Source organism: Microbispora sp. NPDC046973, assembly GCF_040644495.1.
Classification (GTDB): domain Bacteria; phylum Actinomycetota; class Actinomycetes; order Streptosporangiales; family Streptosporangiaceae; genus Microbispora.
On sequence record NZ_JBEYWQ010000008.1, the window covers coordinates 147,383 to 168,920 of the forward strand.

At 72.0% G+C, this 21,538-nt stretch carries 24 protein-coding genes; 16 read left to right on the forward strand and 8 right to left on the reverse strand.

What is annotated here, in order from left to right; translation table 11 throughout:
* Positions 1-127 precede the first annotated feature (127 nt).
* Genes ABZ860_RS17745 through ABZ860_RS17760 form a run of 4 tightly spaced genes read left to right on the forward strand, consistent with a single transcriptional unit; the run spans position 128 to position 4,271 of the window.
* Positions 128-1,444: a sugar ABC transporter substrate-binding protein gene (locus ABZ860_RS17745; RefSeq protein ID WP_357221083.1), complete on the forward strand. Its 1,317-nt coding sequence runs from the start codon at positions 128-130 to the stop codon at positions 1,442-1,444.
* Between the two features lie 2 nt (positions 1,445-1,446).
* Positions 1,447-2,343, forward strand: coding sequence for a sugar ABC transporter permease (locus ABZ860_RS17750; protein WP_357221460.1), 897 nt, complete (start codon positions 1,447-1,449; stop codon positions 2,341-2,343).
* A complete protein-coding gene (locus ABZ860_RS17755; protein ID WP_357221086.1) occupies positions 2,344-3,225 on the forward strand; it encodes a carbohydrate ABC transporter permease in 882 nt (293 codons plus the stop codon).
* 44 nt (positions 3,226-3,269) lie between these two features.
* Complete coding sequence (locus ABZ860_RS17760; protein WP_357221089.1) at positions 3,270-4,271, forward strand: LacI family DNA-binding transcriptional regulator; 1,002 nt, start codon at positions 3,270-3,272, stop codon at positions 4,269-4,271.
* Positions 4,272-4,335: 64 nt separating this feature from the next.
* Here the strand turns inward: ABZ860_RS17760 and ABZ860_RS17765 are convergent, their stop codons facing one another.
* On the reverse strand, positions 4,336-4,830 hold the full coding sequence (locus tag ABZ860_RS17765) for a helix-turn-helix domain-containing protein (protein WP_357221092.1): 495 nt from the start codon (positions 4,828-4,830) through the stop codon (positions 4,336-4,338).
* Between the two features lie 106 nt (positions 4,831-4,936).
* On the opposite strand from ABZ860_RS17765, the gene ABZ860_RS17770 reads away from it, so the two are divergent.
* The 5 genes from ABZ860_RS17770 (at position 4,937) to ABZ860_RS17790 (ending at position 8,996) form a co-directional block, all read left to right on the forward strand.
* Complete coding sequence (locus ABZ860_RS17770; protein ID WP_357221095.1) at positions 4,937-6,406, forward strand: MFS transporter; 1,470 nt, start codon at positions 4,937-4,939, stop codon at positions 6,404-6,406.
* A 22-nt stretch (positions 6,407-6,428) separates the two neighbouring features.
* Positions 6,429-7,379 carry an RNA polymerase sigma factor SigJ gene (gene sigJ / locus ABZ860_RS17775; RefSeq protein ID WP_357221098.1) on the forward strand — a complete coding sequence of 317 codons (951 nt, stop codon included), beginning with the start codon at positions 6,429-6,431 and terminating at the stop codon, positions 7,377-7,379.
* 1 nt (position 7,380) lies between these two features.
* Positions 7,381-7,830 carry a carboxymuconolactone decarboxylase family protein gene (locus ABZ860_RS17780; protein ID WP_357221101.1) on the forward strand — a complete coding sequence of 150 codons (450 nt, stop codon included), beginning with the start codon at positions 7,381-7,383 and terminating at the stop codon, positions 7,828-7,830.
* Positions 7,831-8,104: 274 nt separating this feature from the next.
* On the forward strand, positions 8,105-8,272 hold the full coding sequence (locus ABZ860_RS17785; RefSeq protein ID WP_357221103.1) for a hypothetical protein: 168 nt from the start codon (positions 8,105-8,107) through the stop codon (positions 8,270-8,272).
* A gap of 88 nt (positions 8,273-8,360) precedes the next feature.
* Positions 8,361-8,996 (forward strand): pyridoxamine 5'-phosphate oxidase family protein, encoded by a 636-nt coding sequence (locus ABZ860_RS17790; protein WP_357221106.1) that lies wholly within the window; start codon positions 8,361-8,363, stop codon positions 8,994-8,996.
* A 19-nt stretch (positions 8,997-9,015) separates the two neighbouring features.
* Here ABZ860_RS17790 and ABZ860_RS17795 read toward each other — a convergent pair whose 3' ends face one another.
* From ABZ860_RS17795 to ABZ860_RS17805, 3 genes are read right to left on the reverse strand one after another with little or no spacing between them, the layout of a single operon-like run.
* Entirely contained in the window at positions 9,016-9,528 is a 513-nt protein-coding gene (locus ABZ860_RS17795; protein WP_357221109.1) for a hypothetical protein, read from the reverse strand.
* Between the two features lie 8 nt (positions 9,529-9,536).
* Positions 9,537-10,385: an SDR family NAD(P)-dependent oxidoreductase gene (locus ABZ860_RS17800; RefSeq protein ID WP_357221112.1), complete on the reverse strand. Its 849-nt coding sequence runs from the start codon at positions 10,383-10,385 to the stop codon at positions 9,537-9,539.
* Positions 10,382-11,101: an SDR family oxidoreductase gene (locus ABZ860_RS17805; protein WP_357221115.1), complete on the reverse strand. Its 720-nt coding sequence runs from the start codon at positions 11,099-11,101 to the stop codon at positions 10,382-10,384. The genes ABZ860_RS17800 and ABZ860_RS17805 overlap by 4 nt, the downstream gene beginning before the upstream one ends.
* A 74-nt stretch (positions 11,102-11,175) precedes the next feature.
* On the opposite strand from ABZ860_RS17805, the gene ABZ860_RS17810 reads away from it, so the two are divergent.
* The 4 genes from ABZ860_RS17810 to ABZ860_RS17825 all read left to right on the forward strand — a co-directional run bounded on the left by ABZ860_RS17810 (position 11,176) and on the right by ABZ860_RS17825 (position 14,366).
* Positions 11,176-11,709, forward strand: a complete 534-nt coding sequence (locus tag ABZ860_RS17810) for a TetR/AcrR family transcriptional regulator (protein WP_357221118.1) — start codon at positions 11,176-11,178, stop codon at positions 11,707-11,709.
* A gap of 105 nt (positions 11,710-11,814) precedes the next feature.
* Positions 11,815-12,249: a YbjN domain-containing protein gene (locus ABZ860_RS17815; protein WP_179155511.1), complete on the forward strand. Its 435-nt coding sequence runs from the start codon at positions 11,815-11,817 to the stop codon at positions 12,247-12,249.
* A gap of 135 nt (positions 12,250-12,384) precedes the next feature.
* A complete protein-coding gene (locus ABZ860_RS17820) occupies positions 12,385-13,281 on the forward strand; it encodes a helix-turn-helix transcriptional regulator (RefSeq protein WP_357221122.1) in 897 nt (298 codons plus the stop codon).
* A 185-nt stretch (positions 13,282-13,466) separates the two neighbouring features.
* Positions 13,467-14,366, forward strand: a complete 900-nt coding sequence (locus ABZ860_RS17825; RefSeq protein WP_357221125.1) for an MBL fold metallo-hydrolase — start codon at positions 13,467-13,469, stop codon at positions 14,364-14,366.
* 97 nt (positions 14,367-14,463) lie between these two features.
* On the opposite strand, the gene ABZ860_RS17830 is transcribed toward ABZ860_RS17825, so the two are convergent.
* The gene (locus ABZ860_RS17830) at positions 14,464-15,936 is read right to left on the reverse strand and encodes a M48 family metallopeptidase (protein WP_357221128.1); all 1,473 of its coding nucleotides are present in this window, start codon (positions 15,934-15,936) and stop codon (positions 14,464-14,466) included.
* A gap of 110 nt (positions 15,937-16,046) precedes the next feature.
* Positions 16,047-16,682 (reverse strand): TetR/AcrR family transcriptional regulator, encoded by a 636-nt coding sequence (locus ABZ860_RS17835; RefSeq protein ID WP_357221131.1) that lies wholly within the window; start codon positions 16,680-16,682, stop codon positions 16,047-16,049.
* Between the two features lie 91 nt (positions 16,683-16,773).
* Here ABZ860_RS17835 and ABZ860_RS17840 point away from each other — a divergent pair, with 91 nt between their 5' ends.
* Positions 16,774-17,883, forward strand: a complete 1,110-nt coding sequence (locus ABZ860_RS17840) for a Gfo/Idh/MocA family oxidoreductase (protein ID WP_357221133.1) — start codon at positions 16,774-16,776, stop codon at positions 17,881-17,883.
* 21 nt (positions 17,884-17,904) lie between these two features.
* On the opposite strand, the gene ABZ860_RS17845 is transcribed toward ABZ860_RS17840, so the two are convergent.
* Both ABZ860_RS17845 and ABZ860_RS17850 read right to left on the reverse strand, forming a co-directional pair.
* The gene (locus ABZ860_RS17845) at positions 17,905-18,531 is read right to left on the reverse strand and encodes an NADPH-dependent F420 reductase (protein ID WP_357221136.1); all 627 of its coding nucleotides are present in this window, start codon (positions 18,529-18,531) and stop codon (positions 17,905-17,907) included.
* 41 nt (positions 18,532-18,572) lie between these two features.
* Entirely contained in the window at positions 18,573-19,040 is a 468-nt protein-coding gene (locus ABZ860_RS17850) for a MarR family transcriptional regulator (protein WP_357221138.1), read from the reverse strand.
* Between the two features lie 128 nt (positions 19,041-19,168).
* Here ABZ860_RS17850 and ABZ860_RS17855 point away from each other — a divergent pair, with 128 nt between their 5' ends.
* Positions 19,169-20,680, forward strand: coding sequence for an MFS transporter (locus ABZ860_RS17855; protein WP_357221141.1), 1,512 nt, complete (start codon positions 19,169-19,171; stop codon positions 20,678-20,680).
* An 11-nt stretch (positions 20,681-20,691) separates the two neighbouring features.
* The gene (locus ABZ860_RS17860) at positions 20,692-21,498 is read left to right on the forward strand and encodes an alpha/beta hydrolase (protein ID WP_357221144.1); all 807 of its coding nucleotides are present in this window, start codon (positions 20,692-20,694) and stop codon (positions 21,496-21,498) included.
* Positions 21,499-21,538: the final 40 nt, after the last annotated feature.

The following is a 21,538-nucleotide window of genomic DNA, read 5'->3' on the forward strand; positions in this document are numbered from 1 at the left end:
TGATCAGAAAGGGTCGTTAACAACCACGTAACGCCCATTGACAGCACGGAGGGGAACTTCCAGTCTGTGAACGCTCCCAGACATTCCCGCCTCCTGTCCCCCCTCCCCCACCCGCCTGGAGGAACATATGCGTGTGAACCGGTTAGCAGTGGCGGCGGCCGCGATCCTCACCGCCGCGCTCTCGACGGCCTGCTCAGGCGGCTCGGACGAGCCGTCCGCCCAGGCCGCGAGCCAGAGCGCGGCGCCGGCCGGCCCGGTGAAGCTGACCTACTGGACCTGGGTCCCGAACATGGACAAGATCGTCACGGTGTGGAACCAGGCCCACCCCGACATCCAGGTCACGGTCAGCAAGCAGGCGGGGGGCGACGACGCGGCGGCGAAGTTCCTCACCGCCGCTAAGGCGGGCAACCCGCCCGACCTGGTCCAGGCCGAGTATCAGATGCTGCCCTCCTTCGTCGCCGCCGACGCGGTGGCCGACCTCAAGGCGGAGACCGCGCAGGCGAAGGCCGAGTTCGGCGAGGGCATCTGGGGGCTGGTGACCCTCGGCACCGACGCCGTCTACGCGGTCCCCCAGGACAGCGGGCCGATGATGCTCTACTACCGCAAGGACCTGTTCGAGAAGTACGGCATCGAGGTGCCGAAGACCTGGGACGAGTACGCCGAGGCCGCCCGCGCCGTGCACAAGAAGGACCCGAAGGTCTTCCTCGGCACGTTCTCCAGCAAGGACCCGGGCTGGTTCGCCGGGCTCGCCCAGCAGGCGGGCGCCCAGTGGTGGTCGATCAGCGGCGACGCGTGGAAGGTCGCGGTGAACGACGAGGCCACCAAGAAGGTCGCCTCCTACTGGGGCGGCCTGGTGAAGGAGGGCGTCATCGACGGAATGCCCTACTTCACCCCGGAGTGGAACAAGGCGCTCAACGACGGCAAGCTGCTCACCTGGCCGTCGGCCGTGTGGGGCCCGGGCGTGCTGTCGAGCAACGCGCCGAAGGCCAAGGGCAAGTGGGCCATCGCCCCGCTGCCGCAGTGGAACGCGGGTGAGAACCACAGCGGCTTCTGGGGCGGCTCGTCCACCGCCGTCGCCGCCAAGTCGCCGAACAAGGCGGCCGCCGCCACGTTCGCCACCTGGCTGAACACCGACCCGCAGGCGCTCGGACTGCTCATCAAGGAGGGCGCGGTCTATCCGGCCTCCGCCAAGGGCGCCGCGCTGATGACCGAGGCTCCCGACTACTTCTCCAACCAGCCCGACTTCTGGAAGCAGGCGGCCGACATCGGCGCCACCGCCCGCGGCTTCACCTTCGGCCCGAACGTGGGCGTGACGTACAACGCCTACAAGGACGCCTTCGACAAGGCCGTCGCCGCCACGTCCGACTTCGCCGCCGCCGTCCAGAGCATGCAGGACGCCACCGTCGCCGACATGCAGAAGTCCGGCTTCACCCTCGCCCAGTGATCATGACGTCGCGGAAGAAGGGCGCCCGCGCGCACCGCGCGGGCGCCGTGCCCTACCTGTTCCTCGCCCCGGCGATGGCGCTGTTCGCGCTCTTCATGGCCCTGCCCATCGGCTACACGATCTATCTGAGCCTGCGGCGCACCAAGGTCTCCGGCCTGGGCCTCGGCAAGGGGGCCCGCACGGAGGTCTTCGCCGGGTTCGCCAACTACGCCACCGCCGTCGGCGACGGCGAGCTGTGGGCCGGCTGGCTGCGCGTCCTCGCGTACGGGGCGCTGGTGCTCGTGCTGATGCTGGGGCTCGCCCTCGTGTTCGCGCTGATGCTCGACGCGGCGCACGTGCGGCTCGCCCGTCTCACCCGGATCTCGATCTTCCTGCCGTACGCCGTGCCGGGCGTGGCGGCGACGCTGATGTGGGGCTTCCTCTACCTGCCCAGCCTCAGCCCGTTCGGCGAGCACCCGTTCCTGAGCGCCGACCTGGTGACGTTCTCCATGGCGAACGTGGCGGTCTGGGGCGGCACCGGCTTCAACATGCTGGTGCTCTACACGAACCTGCGGGCCGTGCCGCGGGAGTACTACGAGGCGGCCAGGATCGACGGCGCGAGCGAGCTGCGCATCGCGCTGCGCATCAAGATCCCGATTCTCGTGCCGTCGATCATCCTGACCACGGTGTTCTCCGTCATCGCGACCGTCCAGGTGTTCACGGAACCGACCACCCTGCGGCCGCTGACGAACACGATCAGCTCGACCTGGAGCCCCCTGATGAAGGTGTACCGCGACGCGTTCGTCACCGGCGACCTGTACTCGGCCGCCGCGACGTCCATGGTGATCGCCGGGATCTCCCTCGTGCTGTCGTTCGGCTTCCTGCGGGTCGTGAAGAACCGCGCGTTCGGGGAGAGCTGAATGGCCGCCACCGCCCTGCCGGGGACCCGCGGGCACGCCCGCACGTCGCCCCGCCGCCCGCTGGGCATCGTGCCGACCGGCGTGCTCGTGCTGGGCGCGCTCTACACCCTGTTCCCGGTGAGCTGGGTGGTGGTCGCGGCCACCAAGTCCAAGGCCGAGCTGTTTTCCACCTCGACCTTCGCGCCCGGCACCGGACTGCTGTCCAACCTGGCCGACCTGTTCGCCTACCGCGACGGCGTCTTCTGGCTCTGGCTGCTCAACACCGTCCTGTACGCCGGGGGCGGCGCGGTTCTGTCGACCGCGGTGTCCACCATCTCGGGGTACACGCTGGCGAAGTACTCCTTCCCCGGCCGCGCCCTGATCTTCAACCTGCTCATCGGCGGCATCCTGGTGCCGTCGGTCGTGCTGGCGATCCCGCAGTATCTGCTGTTCTCCAAGGCGGGCCTGGCCGACACGTACTGGTCGGTGCTGCTGCCCCAGATCCTGCACCCGTACAGCATCTACCTGGCCAGGATCTATTCGCAGGCGGCGATCCCCGGCTCGCTGCTCGAGGCGGGGCGGCTGGACGGCGCGGGCGAGTGGCGGCTGTTCCGCCAGGTGGCGCTGCCGCTGCTGACGCCGGGCATGGTGACGATCTTCCTGTTCCAGTTCGTCGCGATCTGGAACAACTTCCTGCTGCCGTTCATCATGCTGGGCGACGACCACCGGTTCCCGCTGACGGTCGGCCTCTACACGCTGCTCGCCGCGGGCGCCAACCAGCCGTCCCTGTACAACCTGATCATCACGGGGACGATGCTGTCGCTCATCCCGCTGATCGCGCTGTTCCTCACGATGCAGCGCTATTGGCGTACGGACCTGTCCGGCGGGGCCGTGAAAAGCTGATGAGCACGGGGGAACACGCTGATCGGCGGGGGGACAATACGACCATGGCGAAGCGTCCGACCATTCACGACGTGGCCGCGGCGGCGGGCGTCTCCCGGGGCACGGTCTCCCGGGTGCTCAACGACGACCGGTACGTGAGCCCGGCCGCGCACGCCGCCGTCCGCCGCGCCATCGCCGAGACCGGCTACATCGTCAACCGCAACGCCCGCAGCCTGGTCACCCAGCGGACCGGGTCGGTGGTCATGGTGCTGTCGGAGCCGCACGAGAAGGTCTTCGAGGACCCCAACTACAGCACCACGATCCGCACGGCGATCCGGCGGCTCGGCGAGCGGGACGTCTCCCTGGTCATCATGCTGGCCGGGGACGACGGCGACCGGGACCGGGTGGTGCACTACGTGCGCGGCGGCCACGCCGACGGAGTGCTGCTGATGTCCACGCACGCGGGCGACCCGCTCGTGGACGAGCTGGAGTCGCTGCGCATCCCGGCGGTCGCCTGCGGCGCCGTCATCGGGAAGGAGAACGTGATCCCCTACGCGGCGGCCGACGACCGCGAGGGCGCCCGGCAGATGACCCGTCACCTCGTCGAGCAGGGCCGCAAGAAGATCGCCACGATCACCGGCCCGATGGACACGCCCGGCGGCATCCAGCGCCTGGAGGGCTTCGCCGACGTCCTCGGCAGGAAGGCGTCCAGGAAGCTGATCGAGCACGGCGACTGGACCCAGCTCAGCGGCGAGAGCGCGATGGCGCGGCTGCTGGAGCGCACCCCCGACCTCGACGCCGTCTTCGTCGCCTCCGACCTCATGGCGGCCGGCGCGCTGTCCACGTTGCGCGCGGCCGGACGCCGGGTGCCCGACGACGTGGCGGTGGGCGGCTTCGACGACTCGTCGGTCGCCGCCACCACGCATCCGCCGCTCACCACGATCCGCCAGCCGCTCGCCGACGTCGCGGAGGAGACCGTACGGCTCCTGCTCGCGCTCATCGACGGCGGCGGCCCGGTGGACCCGGTCATCCTGCCCACCCGCCTCATCGTGCGCGAGTCGGCCTGAGCGCGCGTCGTGTCCCCGCCCGGCCGGCCCGCCCTCACCCTGACGCGGGCGCCTTCGCCGGCGGTCAGCCCCTGATCGGCAGGGCCGCGCGGGCGACGGCCCGGCGTTCGGCCTCTTCGCGCTCGGCGGCCTCCTGCTCGGCAACCACGCGCCGGTCGTACGCTGCGCGGGCCGCGGCGATGGCGTTCTGGTGCTCCTCGGTCCAGACGACCAGGGCACGGATGGTGGCGTGCAGAGTCGCGCCCATCGGCGTGAGCGCGTAGTCCACGCGCGGCGGGACGGTCGGGTGCACCGTCCGGCTCACCAGCCCGTCGCGTTCCAGATGCCGCAGCGTGCGGGCCAGCATCCGCTGGCTGACCCCGTCGATCGCGCGGCGCAGCTCGGTGAAGCGCAGGCTCCTCTTGTCGAGCAGCGCGATCACCAGGAGCGACCACTTGTCGGCGATGCGGTCGAGGATCTGCCGCACCTCGCAGTCCGCGCGCTGGTCCCATTGGAGGACGTCGTCGTCGACGCCGGTATCCGCGCAGTAACCGAGGGACTCGAAAGTGCCGTCTTCCATGGTCATTGATGGTGCCTGACGATGCACTCGGTTACAAGAGGGAACCGGCAGGCACTCGGGGAACCGCCCCGGGACCGGTTCCCCGACGAGATGGAGCCGGACTCCGATGTCCAATTCCATGGGCGGAATCGCCGTCAGGCAGCACGCCCCCATGACGGGGCGCGCGTGGGGCGTGCTGCTGGTGTTGTGCGGCGCGATCTTCCTGGAGGGGATCGACGTGGCGATGCTGAATGTGGCGCTGCCGTCGATCCGGGCCGACCTCGGCCTGTCCACCGGGATGCTCAGCGGCGTGGTCAGCGCCTATGTGCTCGGCTACGGCGGGTTCATGCTGCTCGGCGGGCGAGCCGCCGACCTGCTGGGCCATCGGCGGATGTTCCTGCTGTGGCTGACCGTCTTCCTGGTCTTCTCCGGGCTCGGCGGGTTCGCCACCCAGGGCTGGATGCTGCTGGCCGCGCGGTTCGTCACGGGGGTCGCGTCCGCGTTCATGGCCCCCGCGGGGCTGGCGCTGGTCACGTCCAACTTCCCCGAAGGGCCGGTGCGCACCAAGGCGCTCGGCGTGTACGCGGGCACGGCGGCGGGCGGGTTCTCGCTCGGCCTGGTCGCCGGCGGCGTGCTCACCGCGTTCGGCTGGCGGTGGGTGTTCTTCGCGCCGGTCATCCTGTCGGTGCTGATCCTGGGCGCGGCGCTGGTCCTCGTCCGCGACACGGGTGGCGAGCGCCCCTTGGGCGGCTTCGACCTGGCGGGGGCGTTCGCCGTCACGGGGGCCATGGTGCTCCTCGTGTATGGGATGGTCCGGTTGGAGCATCCCGGCGAGGGGCCCGGCCTGACCGCCGGCACGATCGCGGCGGGGCTTGCGCTGCTGGGGCTGTTCGTCGCGATCGAACGGCGATCGTCGTCGCCCCTCGTGCGGCTGGGCATGCTGCGCGCCGCCCCGCTGGTGCGGGTGAACGCGGCGGCGCTGCTGTTCCTGTTCGCGTTCGCGGGATTCCAGTTCCTGATCACGCTGTATCTCCAGGAGTGGCGTGGCTGGAGCACGATGCAGACCGGCCTGGCCATGCTGGTGATCGGGATCGACACGGTGCTCGCGCCGACGCTGACGCCGCGCCTGGTGAGCCGCTTCGGCAACACCCGGGTGCTGCTCTGCGGCATCGTCCTCGCGGCGGTCGCGTACGCGCTTTTCCTGCCCGTGCGGATGGACTGGACCTACGCCGCCATGCTTCCGGCACTGCTCCTGCTCGGCCTGTCCTTCTCACTGGCGTACGGCCCGCTGACCATGGCCGCGACGGAGGGCGTCGACGAGGACGAGCACGGCCTGGCAGGCGGCCTGCTCTACACGGCGATGCAGTTCGGCACGGCGCTCGGGCTGTCGGCCGTCACCGCTGTCAGCGTCGCGGCCGGGCCGGGGCCCGGCGCGCTGCGGACCGCGCTGGTCGTCCCGGTGGCGGCGGCGGTGCTCGGCGCGGTCGTCGTCGCGTCCGGCCTCCGCACCCCCGGCCGCCGCGCCTCCGGCGGAGCCTCGGCGCCGGCTCAGGACGCGGCGCGAGCGCGGTCGCCGCAGAGGGATGTCACACACTGAGGGGGTGTCTCGTCCTCAGTGTGTGAACGACCATGACGACGGCACGGCCGTCCTCGACGCCGAGTTCCAGGCGATGCGGCCCCGGCTGCTCGGCGTCGCGTACGGCCTGCTCGGCAGCCTCGACGAGGCCGAGGACGTCGTGCAGGACGCGTGGCTGCGGCTGCGGTCCGCCACGGCCGCCAGCGGCGGCGAGGAGATCAGGGACGTGACCGGCTGGCTGGTGGTCACGGTCTCCCGGCTCGCTCTCGACGTGCTGCGCTCGGCGCGGCACCGCAGGGAGGAGTACGTGGGGCCGTGGCTGCCCGAGCCTGTGTTGACCGGGCCCATCCTGACCGGGCCGCTTCCCGCCAGGCCCGTTCTCACCCAGCCCGATCCCGCGGAGCGGGTGACCCTGGACGAGTCGCTGAGCATGGCGATGCTCGTCGTGCTGGAGTCGCTGAGCCCGGCCGAGCGGACGGCGTTCGTGCTGCACGACGTGTTCGGCCTGACGTTCGCCGAGGTGGGCGAGGCGGTCGGGCGCAGCCCCGCGGCCTGCCGGCAGCTCGCCGCCCGGGCGCGGGCGCACGTCGCGTCCCGCGCGCCCCGGTTCGACGTGGACCCCTCCGAGCACCGGCGGGTGGTGCGCGCCTTCGCCCGGGCCTGCCTCGGCGACGACATGGACGCGCTGGTCGCGCTGCTCGACCCGGACGTCGTGCTCCGCAGCGACGGCGGCGGCCGGGTGCGCGCCGGGAGGCGGCCCGTCTTCGGCGCGGCCAAGGTGGCCAGGCTGCTGTTCGGCATCCAGAGGTTCGGCCCGTTCGAACTGGTCCCCGCCGTTGTGAACGGCTGGCCGGGCCTGCTGCGCTACCGCGGCGACCGGCTGGTCTCCGTGCTCGGCCTCACCGTCGCCGGCGGCCGGGTCACCGCCGTCGACATGGTCCTGAACCCCGAGAAACTCGCCCGCGTGACGCGGGCCGACGAGACGAGGAGATGACGTGACCGAGAGGGTCAACGTTCGCGAGCTGGCTCCCGAGGCGTACCGGGCCATGCTCGGAGTGGAGCGTTTCCTGCACGAGTGCGACGTGCCCCACGCCGTCCTGGAACTCGCCAAGATCCGGGCCAGCCAGATCAACGGCTGCGCCTTCTGCCTGGACATGCACTTCCGGGACGCCAAGAAGGCCGGGGAGAGCGACGAGCGGCTGTGGTCGGTGGCCGCCTGGCGGGAGGCGCCGTACTACACGGACGCCGAGCGGGCCGCGCTGGCGCTGACCGAGGCCGCGACCCGGCTCGCCGACCGGCCCGACCCCGTGCCGGACGAGATCTGGGCGGATGCGGCCGAGCACTACACCCAGGAGCAGCTGGCCGCACTGATCGTCGCCATCGCGCAGATCAACGCGTGGAACCGGATCTGCGTCGTGAGCCGGAAGGTGCCCGGCTCCCTCTGAGTGAAAACGGGAGGACGGCGGCAGGCGGGGCGAATAGTCTGCCTACGTCATGGAAGGAGGATGGGCCATGAGACGTACCACGATCCGCAGGCCCCGCCGCGTCCGTCGTCCCGCCGCCGATCTCGACCTGCGCACCCCCTCCGGCCGGCCGCTGCCGTACTGAATCGTCCTTACGAGGCTGGTGTGACAGCGGAGGCTTTACGCCCCTTTTACCGGCTCTCCGGTATCTATACCGGAAAGGTCACGGAACCATCACGGTCGGGGGGAAACGAACATGGTCACGGTGGTGCCGTCGCTCGCCAAGGTCAGGGACATCAGGTCCGCGCTGCGCCGCAGGCCCGCGCGGGACAGGAGGGACCGGAAGATCGTCGATCTCAAGGCCTACACGGGCGGGAACGTCATCCGGTTCCCGAGGACGTCCGGGCCGACGTCCGCCGCCTGAGCCGGCTCCTCCGCAAGGGTCCACCAGACGGCCCGCCCGGCGTCCCCGCCGGGCGGGCCGCCGGCTTCTCCTGGTTGAATGTCGCCTCATGAGTGATCTGTCCGCGACCGAGCGGACCCGGCACCGCCGGCTGCGGGAGCAGGGCCGCAGCGACCGGGAGGCACTGTCCGAGGTGCTCCGGGCCGGGTTCGTCTGTCATCTCGGCGTCGTCGTCGACGGCGACCCCATGGTGGTGCCGACGGTGTACGGCTTCGACGACGACCATCTGTACGTGCACGGCTCGGTGGCCAGCCGCAGCCTCACCCGCGGCACGACGGTCTGCGTGACGATCACCCACGTCGACGGCCTCGTGCTGGCCCGGTCGGTCTTCGAGCACGGCGTGAACTACCGCAGCGCGATGATCTACGGTGTGCCGCGCGTGCTGGAGGGCGACGAGAAGCTGGCCGCCCTGCGGTGCCTGACCGAGCACGTCACCCCCGGCCAGTGGGACTACGCACGGCAGCCGAACCGCAAGGAGCTGGCCGCCACGACGATCCTCGCGGTCCCGCTCGCCGAGGCGTCGGTGAAGGTCCGCGAGGGCCACCCGGAGGACGCCGACGACCCGCACGACGTGTGGGCCGGGATCCTGCCGCTCACCCGCTCATGGCAGGCCCCCGTGACCGACCCGCAGGCCGCCGCCCATCCCGTCCCGCCGCACATCCTCGCCCGCACCACGCCCCACTGACCGCGGGCCGGGGCTCGTCTCACCGGACCGGCAGCCACACCGTGCCCGAGCCCCGGTCGCGGGTCAGCGTGATCTCCCAGCAGCCCGGCTTGGGGAAGACGAACCCCGTTCCCCACTCCTGACCGGGCCGGTGCCAGGTCGATCCGCCGTGCGCCTCGGGCCCCCAGGTCGGCCTGGCGGCCGTGCCGTCGGGGAGCGCGGCGGTCACGCGCAACGGCCCCTCACCCGTCATCCGCCACACGATCTTGACCTCCCGCCCGGCCGCGAACGGCAGCGGCGCGAACATCAGTCCCCACACCTCGGCTCCCCGCCCGGAGCCCCGCACCTCGGGTAGTGCGTCCGCCGTGCTGCCGGCCGTCCGTGCGCAGAAGCCCTGGACGGAGACGGACACGGGGACGGACGCGGCCGGGAGCGACGTTCCGGTGCCGGTGCCGGGGATTCCGGTGCCGTGGGCTCCGGCGCCGTGGGCTCCGGCGCCGGCGCAGCCGGCCACGAGCGCCAGGCCACACAAGCCGACCACAGTTCGCCTCATGCCTCTTACTACCGCCGCGGCTCCCCGGAGGTTCCCTCGGAGGCGGCCCCCGAGTGCCGGCCGGCGCCGAGGGCCTCGCGGACGAGGCGGTCGCTCAGCTCGCGGAGGCGGGCCCGGGCCTCGCGGTCGTACGCCTGGGGGTCGGCCCGGGCCTCGCTCACCCCGACGTGGTAGGTGCCGCTGGGCACCTTCCCGTCGATCAGGCGGAGGGTGGCGTCGCCGCCCTCCCGCACCGAGCTGAGGACGGGCACGCCGGCCTCCCTGACCATCGTGGTGTCCATGTACGTCGCCGGGTGCAGCGCGGTCACCGACACCCGCTGTCCGGCGAGCTCCTCCGCGAGGTCGAACGTGAACATGATCTGCGCGAGCTTGCTCTGGGAGTAGGCGCGCTGGCGGCCGTAACCCCGGGTGAGCATCGGGTCGTCGAAGTCGATCGCCCGCTGTCCCACCGACGCCACGTTGACCACGCGCGACGGCGCGGACCGTACGAGCAGGGGGACGAGGCGCCGGGTCAGGTGATAGCCGGCCAGGTAGTTGACCGCGAAGCGCAACTCGACGCCGTCGGCGCTCTCCTGCCTGCCGGAACCCGGGGCTCCCCCGCCGACGCCCGCGTTGTTCACGAGCACGTCCAGACGGTCGAACCGCTCCTCGATCTCCGCCGCCATGCGGTCGACCTGCCGCAGGTCGGCGAGGTCCGCGAGCAGGCCCTCGGTCGTCCCGCCGATCTCCGCCCGGACCCGGCGCACCCGCTCGGGATCGCGCCCGTGCACGATCACCCGGTCGCCCGACGCGGCGAGCCGGGCCGCCAGGTGGCGGCCCAGTCCGTCCGTCGCCCCCGTGACGAGGATCGTCCTCATGCCGCGCTCGGCTTGAGGCGGACGCCGCCGTCCACGGTCAGCACGGTGCCCGTCGTGTAGCCCGTCTCCACCAGGTACGCGATCGCGTTCGCCACGTCGGTGGGCGTGCCGACCCGGCCGAGCGTGGTGGCGGCGGCGAACGCGTCGAGCATGCCCTGCCGGTCGTCCCCCAGCCCGTCCCACCACTCCGTGTCGATCACGCCGGGCGAGACCGCGTTGACCCGGACCGGGGCGAGCTCCACCGCCAGTCCCGGGACCATCGACTCGATGGCGCCGTTCACCGCCGCGAGCCCGGCCACCTCTGCCATCGCGCCGTTCGCGCTGGCAGCAGAGACGAACGTCAGCGACCCGTCCCGTCGCAGCGCCGCAAGCGCGGCCTGGGCGGCGACCACCTGGGCGACCAGTTTGTCGTCCAGGGCGCTGCGCAGGTCGTCGGGCGACAGCGATCGGAAGGGTCCGCCTCCCTTGCGGCCGGACACGTTGATCACGACGTGATCCACCTGGCCCACCTCGGCGAACAGGTTCCGCATCGCCTCGGGGTCGCGGGCGTCGGCCACCGCCCCGGAGCCCCGCTCCCCGATCTCCTTGACCGCCCGCTCCAGCCGTTCCGGCGTACGGCCGGTGACGACGACCTCGCGGCCCGACGCGGCCAGCCGTACGGCGGCGGCCAGGCCGATACCGCTCGTGCCCCCGACGATCACCACACGCTCACTCATCGAACTTCCCCTCAATACGAGACATAATGCCTCGAAATCATAAAACGAGACATGGTGTCCTGTAAAGTGACGGCATGGTTGGAAGGCCACGCAGCGAGCAGGCGCGCCGGGCGATACTCGAGGCCGCGCTGCGGCTGTGCGAGCGCGACGGATATCCGAACGTGACGCTGAAAGGCATCGCCGAGGAGGCGGGCACCGGCAGGCAGACGCTCTACCGCTGGTGGGACACCAAGGCCGACCTGCTGCTGGAGGCGCTGACCGACGTCGTCGGAAGCTCCCGGGCGCCGTCGGAGGCAGATCTGGAGACGTTCCTGAGCGAGACCTTCGCGCTGGCGGACGGCGCGGTCGGCAGGGTCGTGGCCGGCCTCATGGCGGAGGCCCAGAGCGACCCCGCCCTGGGCGAGCGCCTGCGGGAGCGGCTGATCGGCCCGCGCCGGGACACCCTGCGGGCGGTGCTGGAGCGGATGCCGCCGCCCCCGGGCACGGACCTCGACCTCCTGGTCGACATGATCTTCGGGATCATGTGGTATCGGCTGCTCAACCGGCACGCCCCGCTCGACGCCGCCCTGGCGGAGGACATCACGGCGCTCGTCCACAGGATCGGTTGAAGCCGCGGAGCTCGATCGAGCAGCGGATAGGGTACCGATCTCCTCAGCGGGCCCCCCTGTCACCTCTGCCACTTCACCGGCGGCACGATGCGGCAGGATGGAGCGGTGACGCCTTCCCCAGCGGTCGTCCAGCCGGACCGGGACCTCCTCGAGGAAATCCTGGACGAACTGGACATCGAGCACACCATAGACACAGAGGGCGACCTGGCGATCTCCACCGCCCACCTCACGATCTACTTCCTGTTCGGCAAGGAAGGAGACCTGTTCACCGTACGAAGCTTCTACGACAGGCAATACTCGGTGGACGACAAGCCGATGCTGCTCACGGCGCTCAACGAGTGGAACGCGGACACGATGTGGCCGAAGGTGTACGCGTTCACCCAGGACAACGGCACCATCCGGGTCGTCGGCGACTCCCAGGTCTACATCGGGGCCGGCGTGACCAGGGAGCACCTGACCACGATGGTGGCCCACTGGGTCAGGTTCTCGATCAAGTTCTACCGCTGGCTCACCGACCGGCTCGCCTTCGAGACCGACTAGGCCTGTTCGACGTCTGGATCAGAGGCTGCCGGTCACAATCGTGTGACTCGCTCGTGCTGAGGCGGTAGCGGGCGGGGGTTGCCTGTCCACGGCAGGGTGTGGTTAAGGTCCGCCGGACGCTGAAGACTGGCGGGCATGGACGGATGGCAGCTCGGAGAGTTCCTGCGGACGCGTCGCTCCCGGTTGCGCCCGGAGGACGTCGGACTGGTGCCGTACGGGGACCGGCGACGGGTGCCGGGGCTGCGGCGCGAGGAGTTGGCGCAGTTGGCCGGGGTGAGCGCCTCGTATTACTCCAGGCTCGAGCGGGGGCATTCGCGGGGCGCTTCTCCCGAAGTGCTGGACGCGATCGCCCGGGCTCTGAGTCTGGACGAGGCCGAGCGCCGTCACCTGCATGACCTCGCCTCCGCCGCCCAGCACCGTCCGGCGGGCGGCCGCCGGCCCGCGCCCGAGCGGGCGACCGCGGCGGTGCGTCAACTGGTCTCGGCGATGACGGACGTCCCGGTCGTCGTCCTTGGCCGTCGCGGTGACGTGCTGGCCTGGAACCGTACGGGACACGCGTTGTACGCCGGGCATCTGGACCCGCGTAGCCCGGACCGCCCGGCCGAGCGCCCCAACATGACCCGTCTGGTGTTCTTCGACGCCCACACCCGTGAGCTGTACGCGGATTGGCCGCAGAAGGCGAAGGACGTGGTGGGCAACCTGCGTCTCGCGGCCGGCCGCGACCCCGGCGATCCCCTATTGGCGTCGCTCATCGGTGAGCTGACGATGCGGAGCCCGGAGTTCACCACGATGTGGTCCGACCACAAGGTCCGCGTCTGCGACGTCGGCGTCTACGACATGCGGCATCCCCTCGTGGGGGTGATGACCCTCACCCAGCAGACGCTGCACACGGAAGAGGGACAGCGGGTCGTCATGGCGACGGCCGAACCCGGGTCCGCCTCGCAGAGCGCGCTGATCCTCCTGGCCCAGACCGTCATGTCCGTCGACGACACCTCGGCGACGCCGAAGAGGAAGCGTCTCACCGACCGCTGACCATCCCCGTCTCCCCATGACTCGGCCCTGGCACGGGGCGCGGCCGGCGCTGACCGCGTCCTGACGCGAGTTCCATCGCGCGCCACTGCCGCAGTTCACCACGGCGAAATCTGCTGGTCGCGCGCCCGCGCGGCCGCCCGCAACCGTACGCGAAGGACAACAGCACCTGAGAAGGAAGGCACACCATGAGTGACATCATTTTGGGCGACGTGGACGTGACCCGCGTGGAGGAGATGCACGGACCGGTCGGCCTGACCCCGGGACAGTTCTTCCCCACGGTTGCGGAGGAGGAATGGCGCAAACACCATTCCCTGCTCGTCCCGGACTTCTTCGACGCCGAGACCGGCATCTGTGAGAGCGCCGTCCAGACGTGGGTGCTGCGCAGCGAGGGCAGAACGATCCTGATCGACACCGGTGTCGGCAACCACAAGGAACGTCCGTACGTTCCGGCCTGGGGCCACCTCGATCTGGACTTCCTCGGCAACCTCGAACGCGCCGGCGTCAAGCCCGACGACGTCGACATCGTGGTCAACACGCACCTGCACGTCGACCACGTCGGATGGAACACCCGCCTGGAAGGCCAGAGTTGGGTGCCGACGTTCCGCAACGCGACATACCTGATGTCCAAGGCGGATTTCGAGTTCTGGAACCCGGCCAACAATCCGAACATCGCGGGCGGGGTCAACCAGAACGCCTTCGAGGACAGCATCGCACCCGTCCACGCCGCGGGTCAGGTCGTGCTCTGGGAATCCGAGTACACCATCGACGCGAACCTCCGCCTGCGGGCGGCGCCCGGTCACACCCCTGGATCGAGCGTCCTCACGCTGACCTCGGGCTCCGACCGCGCCGTCTTCGCGGGCGACCTGGTTCACACCCCCTTCCAGATCATGCGGCCGCACCACAACAGCTGCTTCTGTGAAGACGCCGAGGCCGCCCGGGCCAGCCGCCGCGAGATCCTCGGGTGGGCCGCCGACACCAACGCGCTCGTCCTGCCCGCCCACTTCGCGGGACATGGCGCCCTCGAGGTCGGGCGCGACGGTGGATCGTTCCGCATCGAACGGTGGGCATCCCTCCCCCGGCTCTGATCCCCCTCCGGACGATGCCGTCGACGCGCGTCGCCGGGACGGGTCGGAGGACGGGTTCGGTGCCCGCGCCGGGACCTGTCCCGGCGCGCGGCCGGCGTCAGGGGGCGACGGGCGTCCGCGGCCGCAGCGACACGCCCGCCTGGGCGAACCACTGGCGCAGGCCCGGCACCTGCGCGGGATCGGCCGCCACCCGGGCCGCGTACTCCTCGACGTCGACTTCCTTGCCCGCCGCGTCGCGCAAGGTGGCGGGGCCGGTCCACGACAGCGTCCACCGGGCCCTGCCACCGCCGATCAGCACGCCCTCGACGGCGCGGGCGAGGACCTTGGCCACCAGGTCCGGCGACGGCCGCCATCCGAGGCGGACGAGCTCCTCGTGAAGGGCGGCGGCCTGGCCCCGGGCCAGCGCCTCCAGGGCGGCGTCCAGGGACGGCTCCGGCCCGCCCACGATCCGCTGGCCCGCGGCCGACAGGTCCTGCAGCGCCTCGTCGTTGACGCCCATGTACATGCCCTGGGCGACCATCTCCTCCCAGGGCAGCGGGCGCAGCTTCAGCGCCTCCTCGGTCCAGAAGGTCTGCTCCACAGCGCCCGCGGCGACGGCGGGGTCCCGCAGGAGCGCCAGCGCGGGACGCGGGTCACGGGCGTGCGGGACGTCCTGCAGGACGGCGATGGCGGCCAGCCGCTCCGGCAGGCTCGGGTGGGAGTCGTACGGCCCGGCCTCCTCGCCGTCCCCGTCCGCTAGGGCGATCTGCGTCCGATGCGCGTCGGCGAGGGCGTGGAAGCCGCCGAACAGGTCGGCCGGACGGCTGCCCGCCATGCCGGTCATGCCGACGTACCGCTCCATGAACAGGTTCCAGGCGTCCGCCGTGCCGTGCACCTTGCGCAGGGCGTTCGCGGCGGCCTCACGGCTCGCGACGGCGGCCGCGAACCGGTCGGCCTCCAGCTCCTGCCTGCGGGAGACGGCCTGGGAGACCCGCAGGAAGAGCCTGGCGTACAGGGAGAAGAGCTTCTGGATGAAGGCGTGGTTCCGCAGGGATGCGACCGCCGCCAGCACAGCGATCCTGCCGCGATAGACCGGCGCGCCCAGTCGCGTGTGCGCGCCGCTGTAGTGACCGAGCTCGTGACCCAGCACCGCGCGCATCTCGTCCACGGAAAGCGTCATCAGCAGGGGCAGGCCGACGTACATGACGCGACGGCCCGCTCGCAGCCCCAGCCAGCTCGTGTCCTCCCGCACCGCCGCGTTCACCTCGGCGACCAGCCGGATCTCGTCCGGCGGGCGGGTCCCCACCCGCGCGGCCAGCTCCTCGACCGTCTGCCAGAGCACCGGCTCGTCCCCCCGGCCGACCGCGACGCCCGGCTCCTCCTGGCGTCCGCGCCGGTTGACGAGGATGAGGCCGCGCAGCAGCGCCAGGGCGGCCAGGGTGAGCACGATCGCGATCTTCACCGAGCCTGCGGTGACGTGCCGCACGACCACGACGTCGACGAGCACCGCGGCCCCGAGCACGGCCGCGACCAGCACGTAGAAGCCCGCCAGCAGGCCGAATGCGATCGTGGCGCGGAAGGCGGTGACCATGTCATGACTCCGGTGAAGGTGAGGACGAGAGGCAGAAATTAACGGATCTCACCGGATCTGTCATCCCGATTGACTCGCCGGCATCGTCAGCGAGCGGATCCACGACGGCGTCAGGCGGGCGGCGTTCCCGGCAGCCCCTGCGATCGCGGCGCCCGCAGCCCATCGAGCACGATGCGCAGGTTCCGGCCCCACTGCTCGTCCCCGGCCCGGAGCCTGAGCGTACGCGGCCCGGTCGCCACGGCCGCCAGCAGGAACGGCACGTCCTGCCAGGCCACGTCGGCCCGCACCACCCCCGCCTCCTGCGCGCGCTCCACCAGGAGCCGCAGGCCCTCCTGGATCTGCCCGAGAACCGGGTCGAGGTTCGGCCCGCAGGCGCCGCCCACGGCCTCGCGGATGCCGCAGCTCTCCGCGCGCAACCGCACGTACGCGGCGGCGAAGGTCTCGAACCCGCGCCAGGGGTCGGGGTCGGCCGCGGCGGTCGCGGCCAGGCCGGCCATCTCGGCGAGCACCTCGTCGAGGACCGCCTCCAGCAGCGCCTCGCGGGAGGACACGCGCCGGTAGAAGGTCCCGATGCCCACACCGGCCCTGCGGGCGATCTCGTGCGCCGTGACCTCGACTCCGATCTCGGCCACCGCCGCCCGCGCGGCCTCCACCAGCCGTTCCATGTTGCGCCGCGCGTCGGCGCGGGGCGTCCGCCCCGGCTCCGCCGCCAGCAGCACGCCGACCGCTCCGTCCCGACTGCTCATGACCGCAGCCTACCAACCGGACTCGGCGCGTCCGCTTATGCTAGAGTCGCAACCGGACGCATCGAGTCCGGTTATTGCGTGGAGGCGGGAAATGAGCGGTATCCGTGTGGGCATCGTCGGCGCCAACCCCGAGCGCGGCTGGGCGGTGCGCGCGCACGTCCCGGCGCTGCGGGCGCTGCCGGACTACGAGATCACGGCCGTGGCGACCAGCCGGGAGGACAGCGCCCGCGAGGCCGCGCGCAGGTTCGGCGCCGCGCACGCGTTCACCGATCCCCGGGCCCTCGCCGCGCACCCCGAGGTGGACCTCGTCGCCGTCACGGTCAGGGTGCCCCGGCATGCCGAGCTCGTCGGCGCCGCCCTCGAGGCCGGCACCCACGTGCTGTGCGAATGGCCGCTGGCGCGGACGACCGCCGAGGCGCGGGACCTGCTCGACCAGGCGCGGACGGCCGGCGTCCGCCACGCGCTCGGACTGCAGGGCCGGTTCGCGCCCGCCGTGGTCTACGCCCGCGACCTGCTCCTGAAGGGCGCGGTGGGCCGGGTCACCTCGGTGAACGTCCACTCGGCGGTCGGCAAGGGCGCGAGCGGCAGGCTGCCGTCGTGGTCGGCGTACACGGTCACCCGCGCCGGCGCGGCCGGGCTGCTCGAGGTCGTGGGCGGGCACACGCTCGACGTCGTGGAGCATCTCCTGGGCGGCGTCGCCTCCCTGTCCGCCACCCTCTCCGTGCAGCGCGGGGAGTACGTCATCGAGGAGAGCGGCGAGACGATCGAGGCCGACGCCCCCGACCAGCTCATGCTCTCCGCGACCATGACGAGCGGCGCCGTGGCCTCCCTGCACCTCCACAGCGGCAAGGTCACCGAGCCGGGCACGCGAATCGAGATCTCCGGCACCGAGGGCGACCTCGCCCTCGTGTCCACCGGCCCCGGCAGCCCGTACGGCGTGCAGATCACCGAGCTGCGCCTGCACGGGACGGCCGGCGGCGCGTGGAAGGAGCTGCCGGTTCCCGAGGAGTACGTCCGGGTGCCCGGGGCGGCGGGCGACGCGCGCAACGTCGCCGAGCTCTACGCCGCGCTCGCCGCCGACCTGCGGACGGGCGGAGGGCAGGTGCCGGACTTCGCGCACGGCCTGCGCCTGCACGGCCTGCTCGACGCGATCCGCCGCTCCGCCGAGACCGGCACCCGCCAGACGGTCGTCCCCGACTGATCGGCGCTCCGGCCTGATCCGTCAGCCTCGCGCGAGGGCGTCGCGCAGCTCGGCGGCCGTGAGGCGAGGACCGTAGGCGGGCTTGTCCCGCTGGAACCGCCGACCCTCCGCGAGCGGGCCCGCGTCGACCACGTCGAAGCCGAACGAGTCGATCAGCTCGGCGACCGCCTTCTTGGCCTCGGCGTCGTCGCCCGCGATGGGCAGCGCCCGCCGGTCCTCCGCGCCGGCGGGCAGACCCTGCTCGGCGAGGTGGACGTAGTTGATGGAGTTGAACGCCTTCACGACCCGCGACCCCGGCAGATGCGCGGCGAGCACCTCGGTGTCGGTGGTCTCCCCCGCGTCGAGCTCGGGGAAGTGACCGTCCCGCTCGAAATAGTAGTTGTTCGTGTCGATGACGATCTTGCCGTCCAGCGGCTCGACCGGCACCTCCCGGTATCTGCCGAAGGGAATCGTCACGACGACGATGTCCCCCGCCGTCGCGGCCTCGGCCGGGGTGGCGGCTCGCGCGGCCGGGCCCAGCCGGGCAACGAGTTCGGAGAGCGTGTCCGGCCCGCGGGAGTTGCTCAGCACCACCGTGTGCCCGGCGTCGACCGCCAGCTTCGCGAGGGTGCCGCCGATCTTCCCGCTGCCGATGAATCCGATGACCATGGCTGCGCCAACACGGCCGCCGCCGGTGTCATTCCCGTGCCTCAATCCCCCGGCGGCGCCTCCTGCAGGACGACGACGGCCCGTTCGAGGAGGTCCCTCAGCCGGTCGGCCTCGTCGGGCGTGAACTCCTCCACCAGCCTGCGCTCCACGGCCACGGCCGCCGCGTCGGCCTTGCGCAGCAGCGTCTGCCCGGCCCGGGTGAGCCGGGTGACGAGCACCTGGGCGTGATCGCTTGAGGGACGCCGCTCCACCAGCCCACGCGACTCCAGCGTCTTGAGCACGGTCGTCATGCTCTGCGGGGTGACCGAGCAGAACCGCGCCAGCTTCGCCCCCGAGATGCCGGGCGCGAGCGACAGCGCATACATCGCCGCATACTGCGGGACGGTCAGCCCGAACGGCCGCAGCACGCGGCTCTTCTCCGCGATCAGCGCCTGCTCGGCGCGCTTGATGGCGTTGCCGGGCCGCCACGCCACCGCCTCGGCGATCCTCGCCTCCTCGGCTCCCGTCATCGCGCTCCCCTCTCACCGTCAGGGCTCTGACGTGCGGACTTTATCACCGGTTTGACAGGTGCTCAGCTATTCACTCATCCTCTGATGCCCATCAGGGTTCTTATGGTTATCAGGATTGGATGGTATCGATGCCTGAGGATTGTCCTCGTCATCGGCGGCGGGCGCCGTCCCTCGCCGTGGTCTGCGCCGCGGTGCTGCTCGTCCCGGTGACCGCGACGGGCACCGCCGAGGCGCTCGGCGACATCGGCGCGGACCTGCACGCCGGGCTGGACGCCACCCAGTGGGTGGTCAACGCCTTCTTCCTCACCTTCGCCGCGTTCATGGCGAGCACCGGGGCGCTGGCCGACCGCATCGGGCGGCGCAGGATGTTCGCCGTCGGCGCCGGCGTGTTCACCGCGTCGATGCTCGTGGCCGCCGCCGCTCCGGACATCGGCGTACTCATCGCGGCCAGGGCGCTCGCGGGCGCCGGCGCCGCCGCTGCCACCACGGGCGGCACCGCGCTGCTCGCGCACGCCTACTCCGCGGGCCGCGAAAGGACCAGGGCGTTCGCGTGGTTCGGCACCACGATCGGCCTGGGTCTCGCCTTCGGCCCGGTGATCGCCGGAACTCTGGTCGGCGCCGTCGGCTGGCGCAGCCTGTTCGCGGCGGCCGGGATCGCGCTGCTGCCGGTGCTGCCGCTGAGCGCGTTGCTGGACGAGTCGCGCGCCGCCCGGGACGTCCCCATGGACTGGGGCGGCGCGGCCGCCTTCACCCTCGCGCTCACCGCCTTCACCTTCGGCGTGATCGAGGGTCCGGCTCTCGGATGGACGCATCCGGCGGTGCCGGGCGCCTTCGCCGCCTGCGCCGTCCTGTCGGCGGCCTTCGCCATGGCCGAACGGCGTCATCCCGCACCGCTGGTGGATCTGTCGCTGCTGGCCCGGCCCCGGTTCGCGGCGATCGCGTCCATGCCGTTCCTGCTCGCCTTCGGCTTCGTCGCGCTGACGATCGTCCTGCCGCCGTACCTCATGGCCACCTCCGGTTACTCGTCCCGGCAGGCGGGCCTGACGTTGATGCTGCTGACCGGGCCGACGCTGGTCATGCCGCCCGTCACCGGCGCCCTGGCCCGCCGTCTGTCGCAGCGCGTCCTGCTGGTGACCACGCTGCTGCTGGTCGCGGCCGGGACCGGTCTGCTGGCGACGGTGCCCGCCGGAGCGGGCCCGGCGCGGCTCGCCGTGCCGTTGCTGCTGATCGGGACGGGTTTCGGCGTGTCGCTGGCCGTGGTCGACGGGGCCGCTGTGTCCTCCGTCGAGCCCGCGCGGGCCGGCATGGCGGCGGGGCTGTTCAACACGGCCCGCATCACCGGCGAGGTCGTCGCCATCGCCGTGCTCGGCGCCGTGCTGTCCGCGCTGACCCGGGCGAGCCTGACCGGCCGGTACGGCGAGGCGCGGGCGGCCCGGGCCACCTCCCGCCTGCTGCAGGGCGACATCGCGGGCGCCGTGCCTGCGGGGGCCGGGCAGCTGGAGTTCGCCCGACTGGCGAGCGCCGGCTACGCCGACGCCCTGCACACCGCCCTGTGGCTGCTGACCCTCCTGTCCCTGGCCGGCGCGCTCGCCGTCGGCCTCCTGATGTCCGTCCGCGAACGCGCGCGGATCACCGTCTGAGAGGAACGAACATGCCCGTCGTCACCGTCGGCTCCGGCACCGTCAACTATCTCGTCACCGGAACCGGCCCCGGTCTCGTGCTCGTCCATGGCACCGGCGCCACCGGCGAGACCAACTGGGCCCCGCTCGTCGAGGCCGTCGCCGGCCGCTTCACCGTGGTCGCCCCCGACCTGTCCGGCTCGGGCGCGACCGTCGACGGAGGCGGCCCGATCCACGTGGAGGACCTGGTGGCCCAGGTGCTCGGCGCGGCCGGGCACGCCGGCCTGGAGCGGTTCCACCTGGTCGGCCACTCGCTCGGGGCCGTCGTGGCGCTGGCGGCGGCCGGCACCCGGCCGGAGAAGGTGCTGTCGCTGACCGCGCACGCCGGATGGGCCAGGACCGACCCGTGGATGGCCTTCCAGATGGATTTGTGGATCCGCCTGATGCGGGCCGACCGCGAGTTGCTGGCCCGGCTGCTCCAGTTCACCGCCATGGGCGATGCCACGCTGCGCGCCCGCTCGCCCGAAGACTTCGAGCAGGCCGCCGCCGCCTTCACGGCCATGCTCAACGGCGCGGAGGACGGGTTCGCCAGGCAGGCCCAGGCCGACATCGCCGTCGACATCACGGAGCTGCTTCCACACGTGACCGCGCCGACGCTGATCGTCTCCAGTGCCGACGACCGGATCGTGCCGCCGCACCACCAGCGCGAGCTCTCCCGGCTCATCCCGCACGCCGAACTCGTGACGGTCCCCGGCGGCCACGGCCTGCCGTTCGAGGACCCCGCCGCGTTCGTGGACGTCATCGTGGCGGGTCTGGACCGCATGGCCGCGACGGTCTGAAGAACACGAAGGGGGCCGGCACACGCACCGGCCCCCTCGC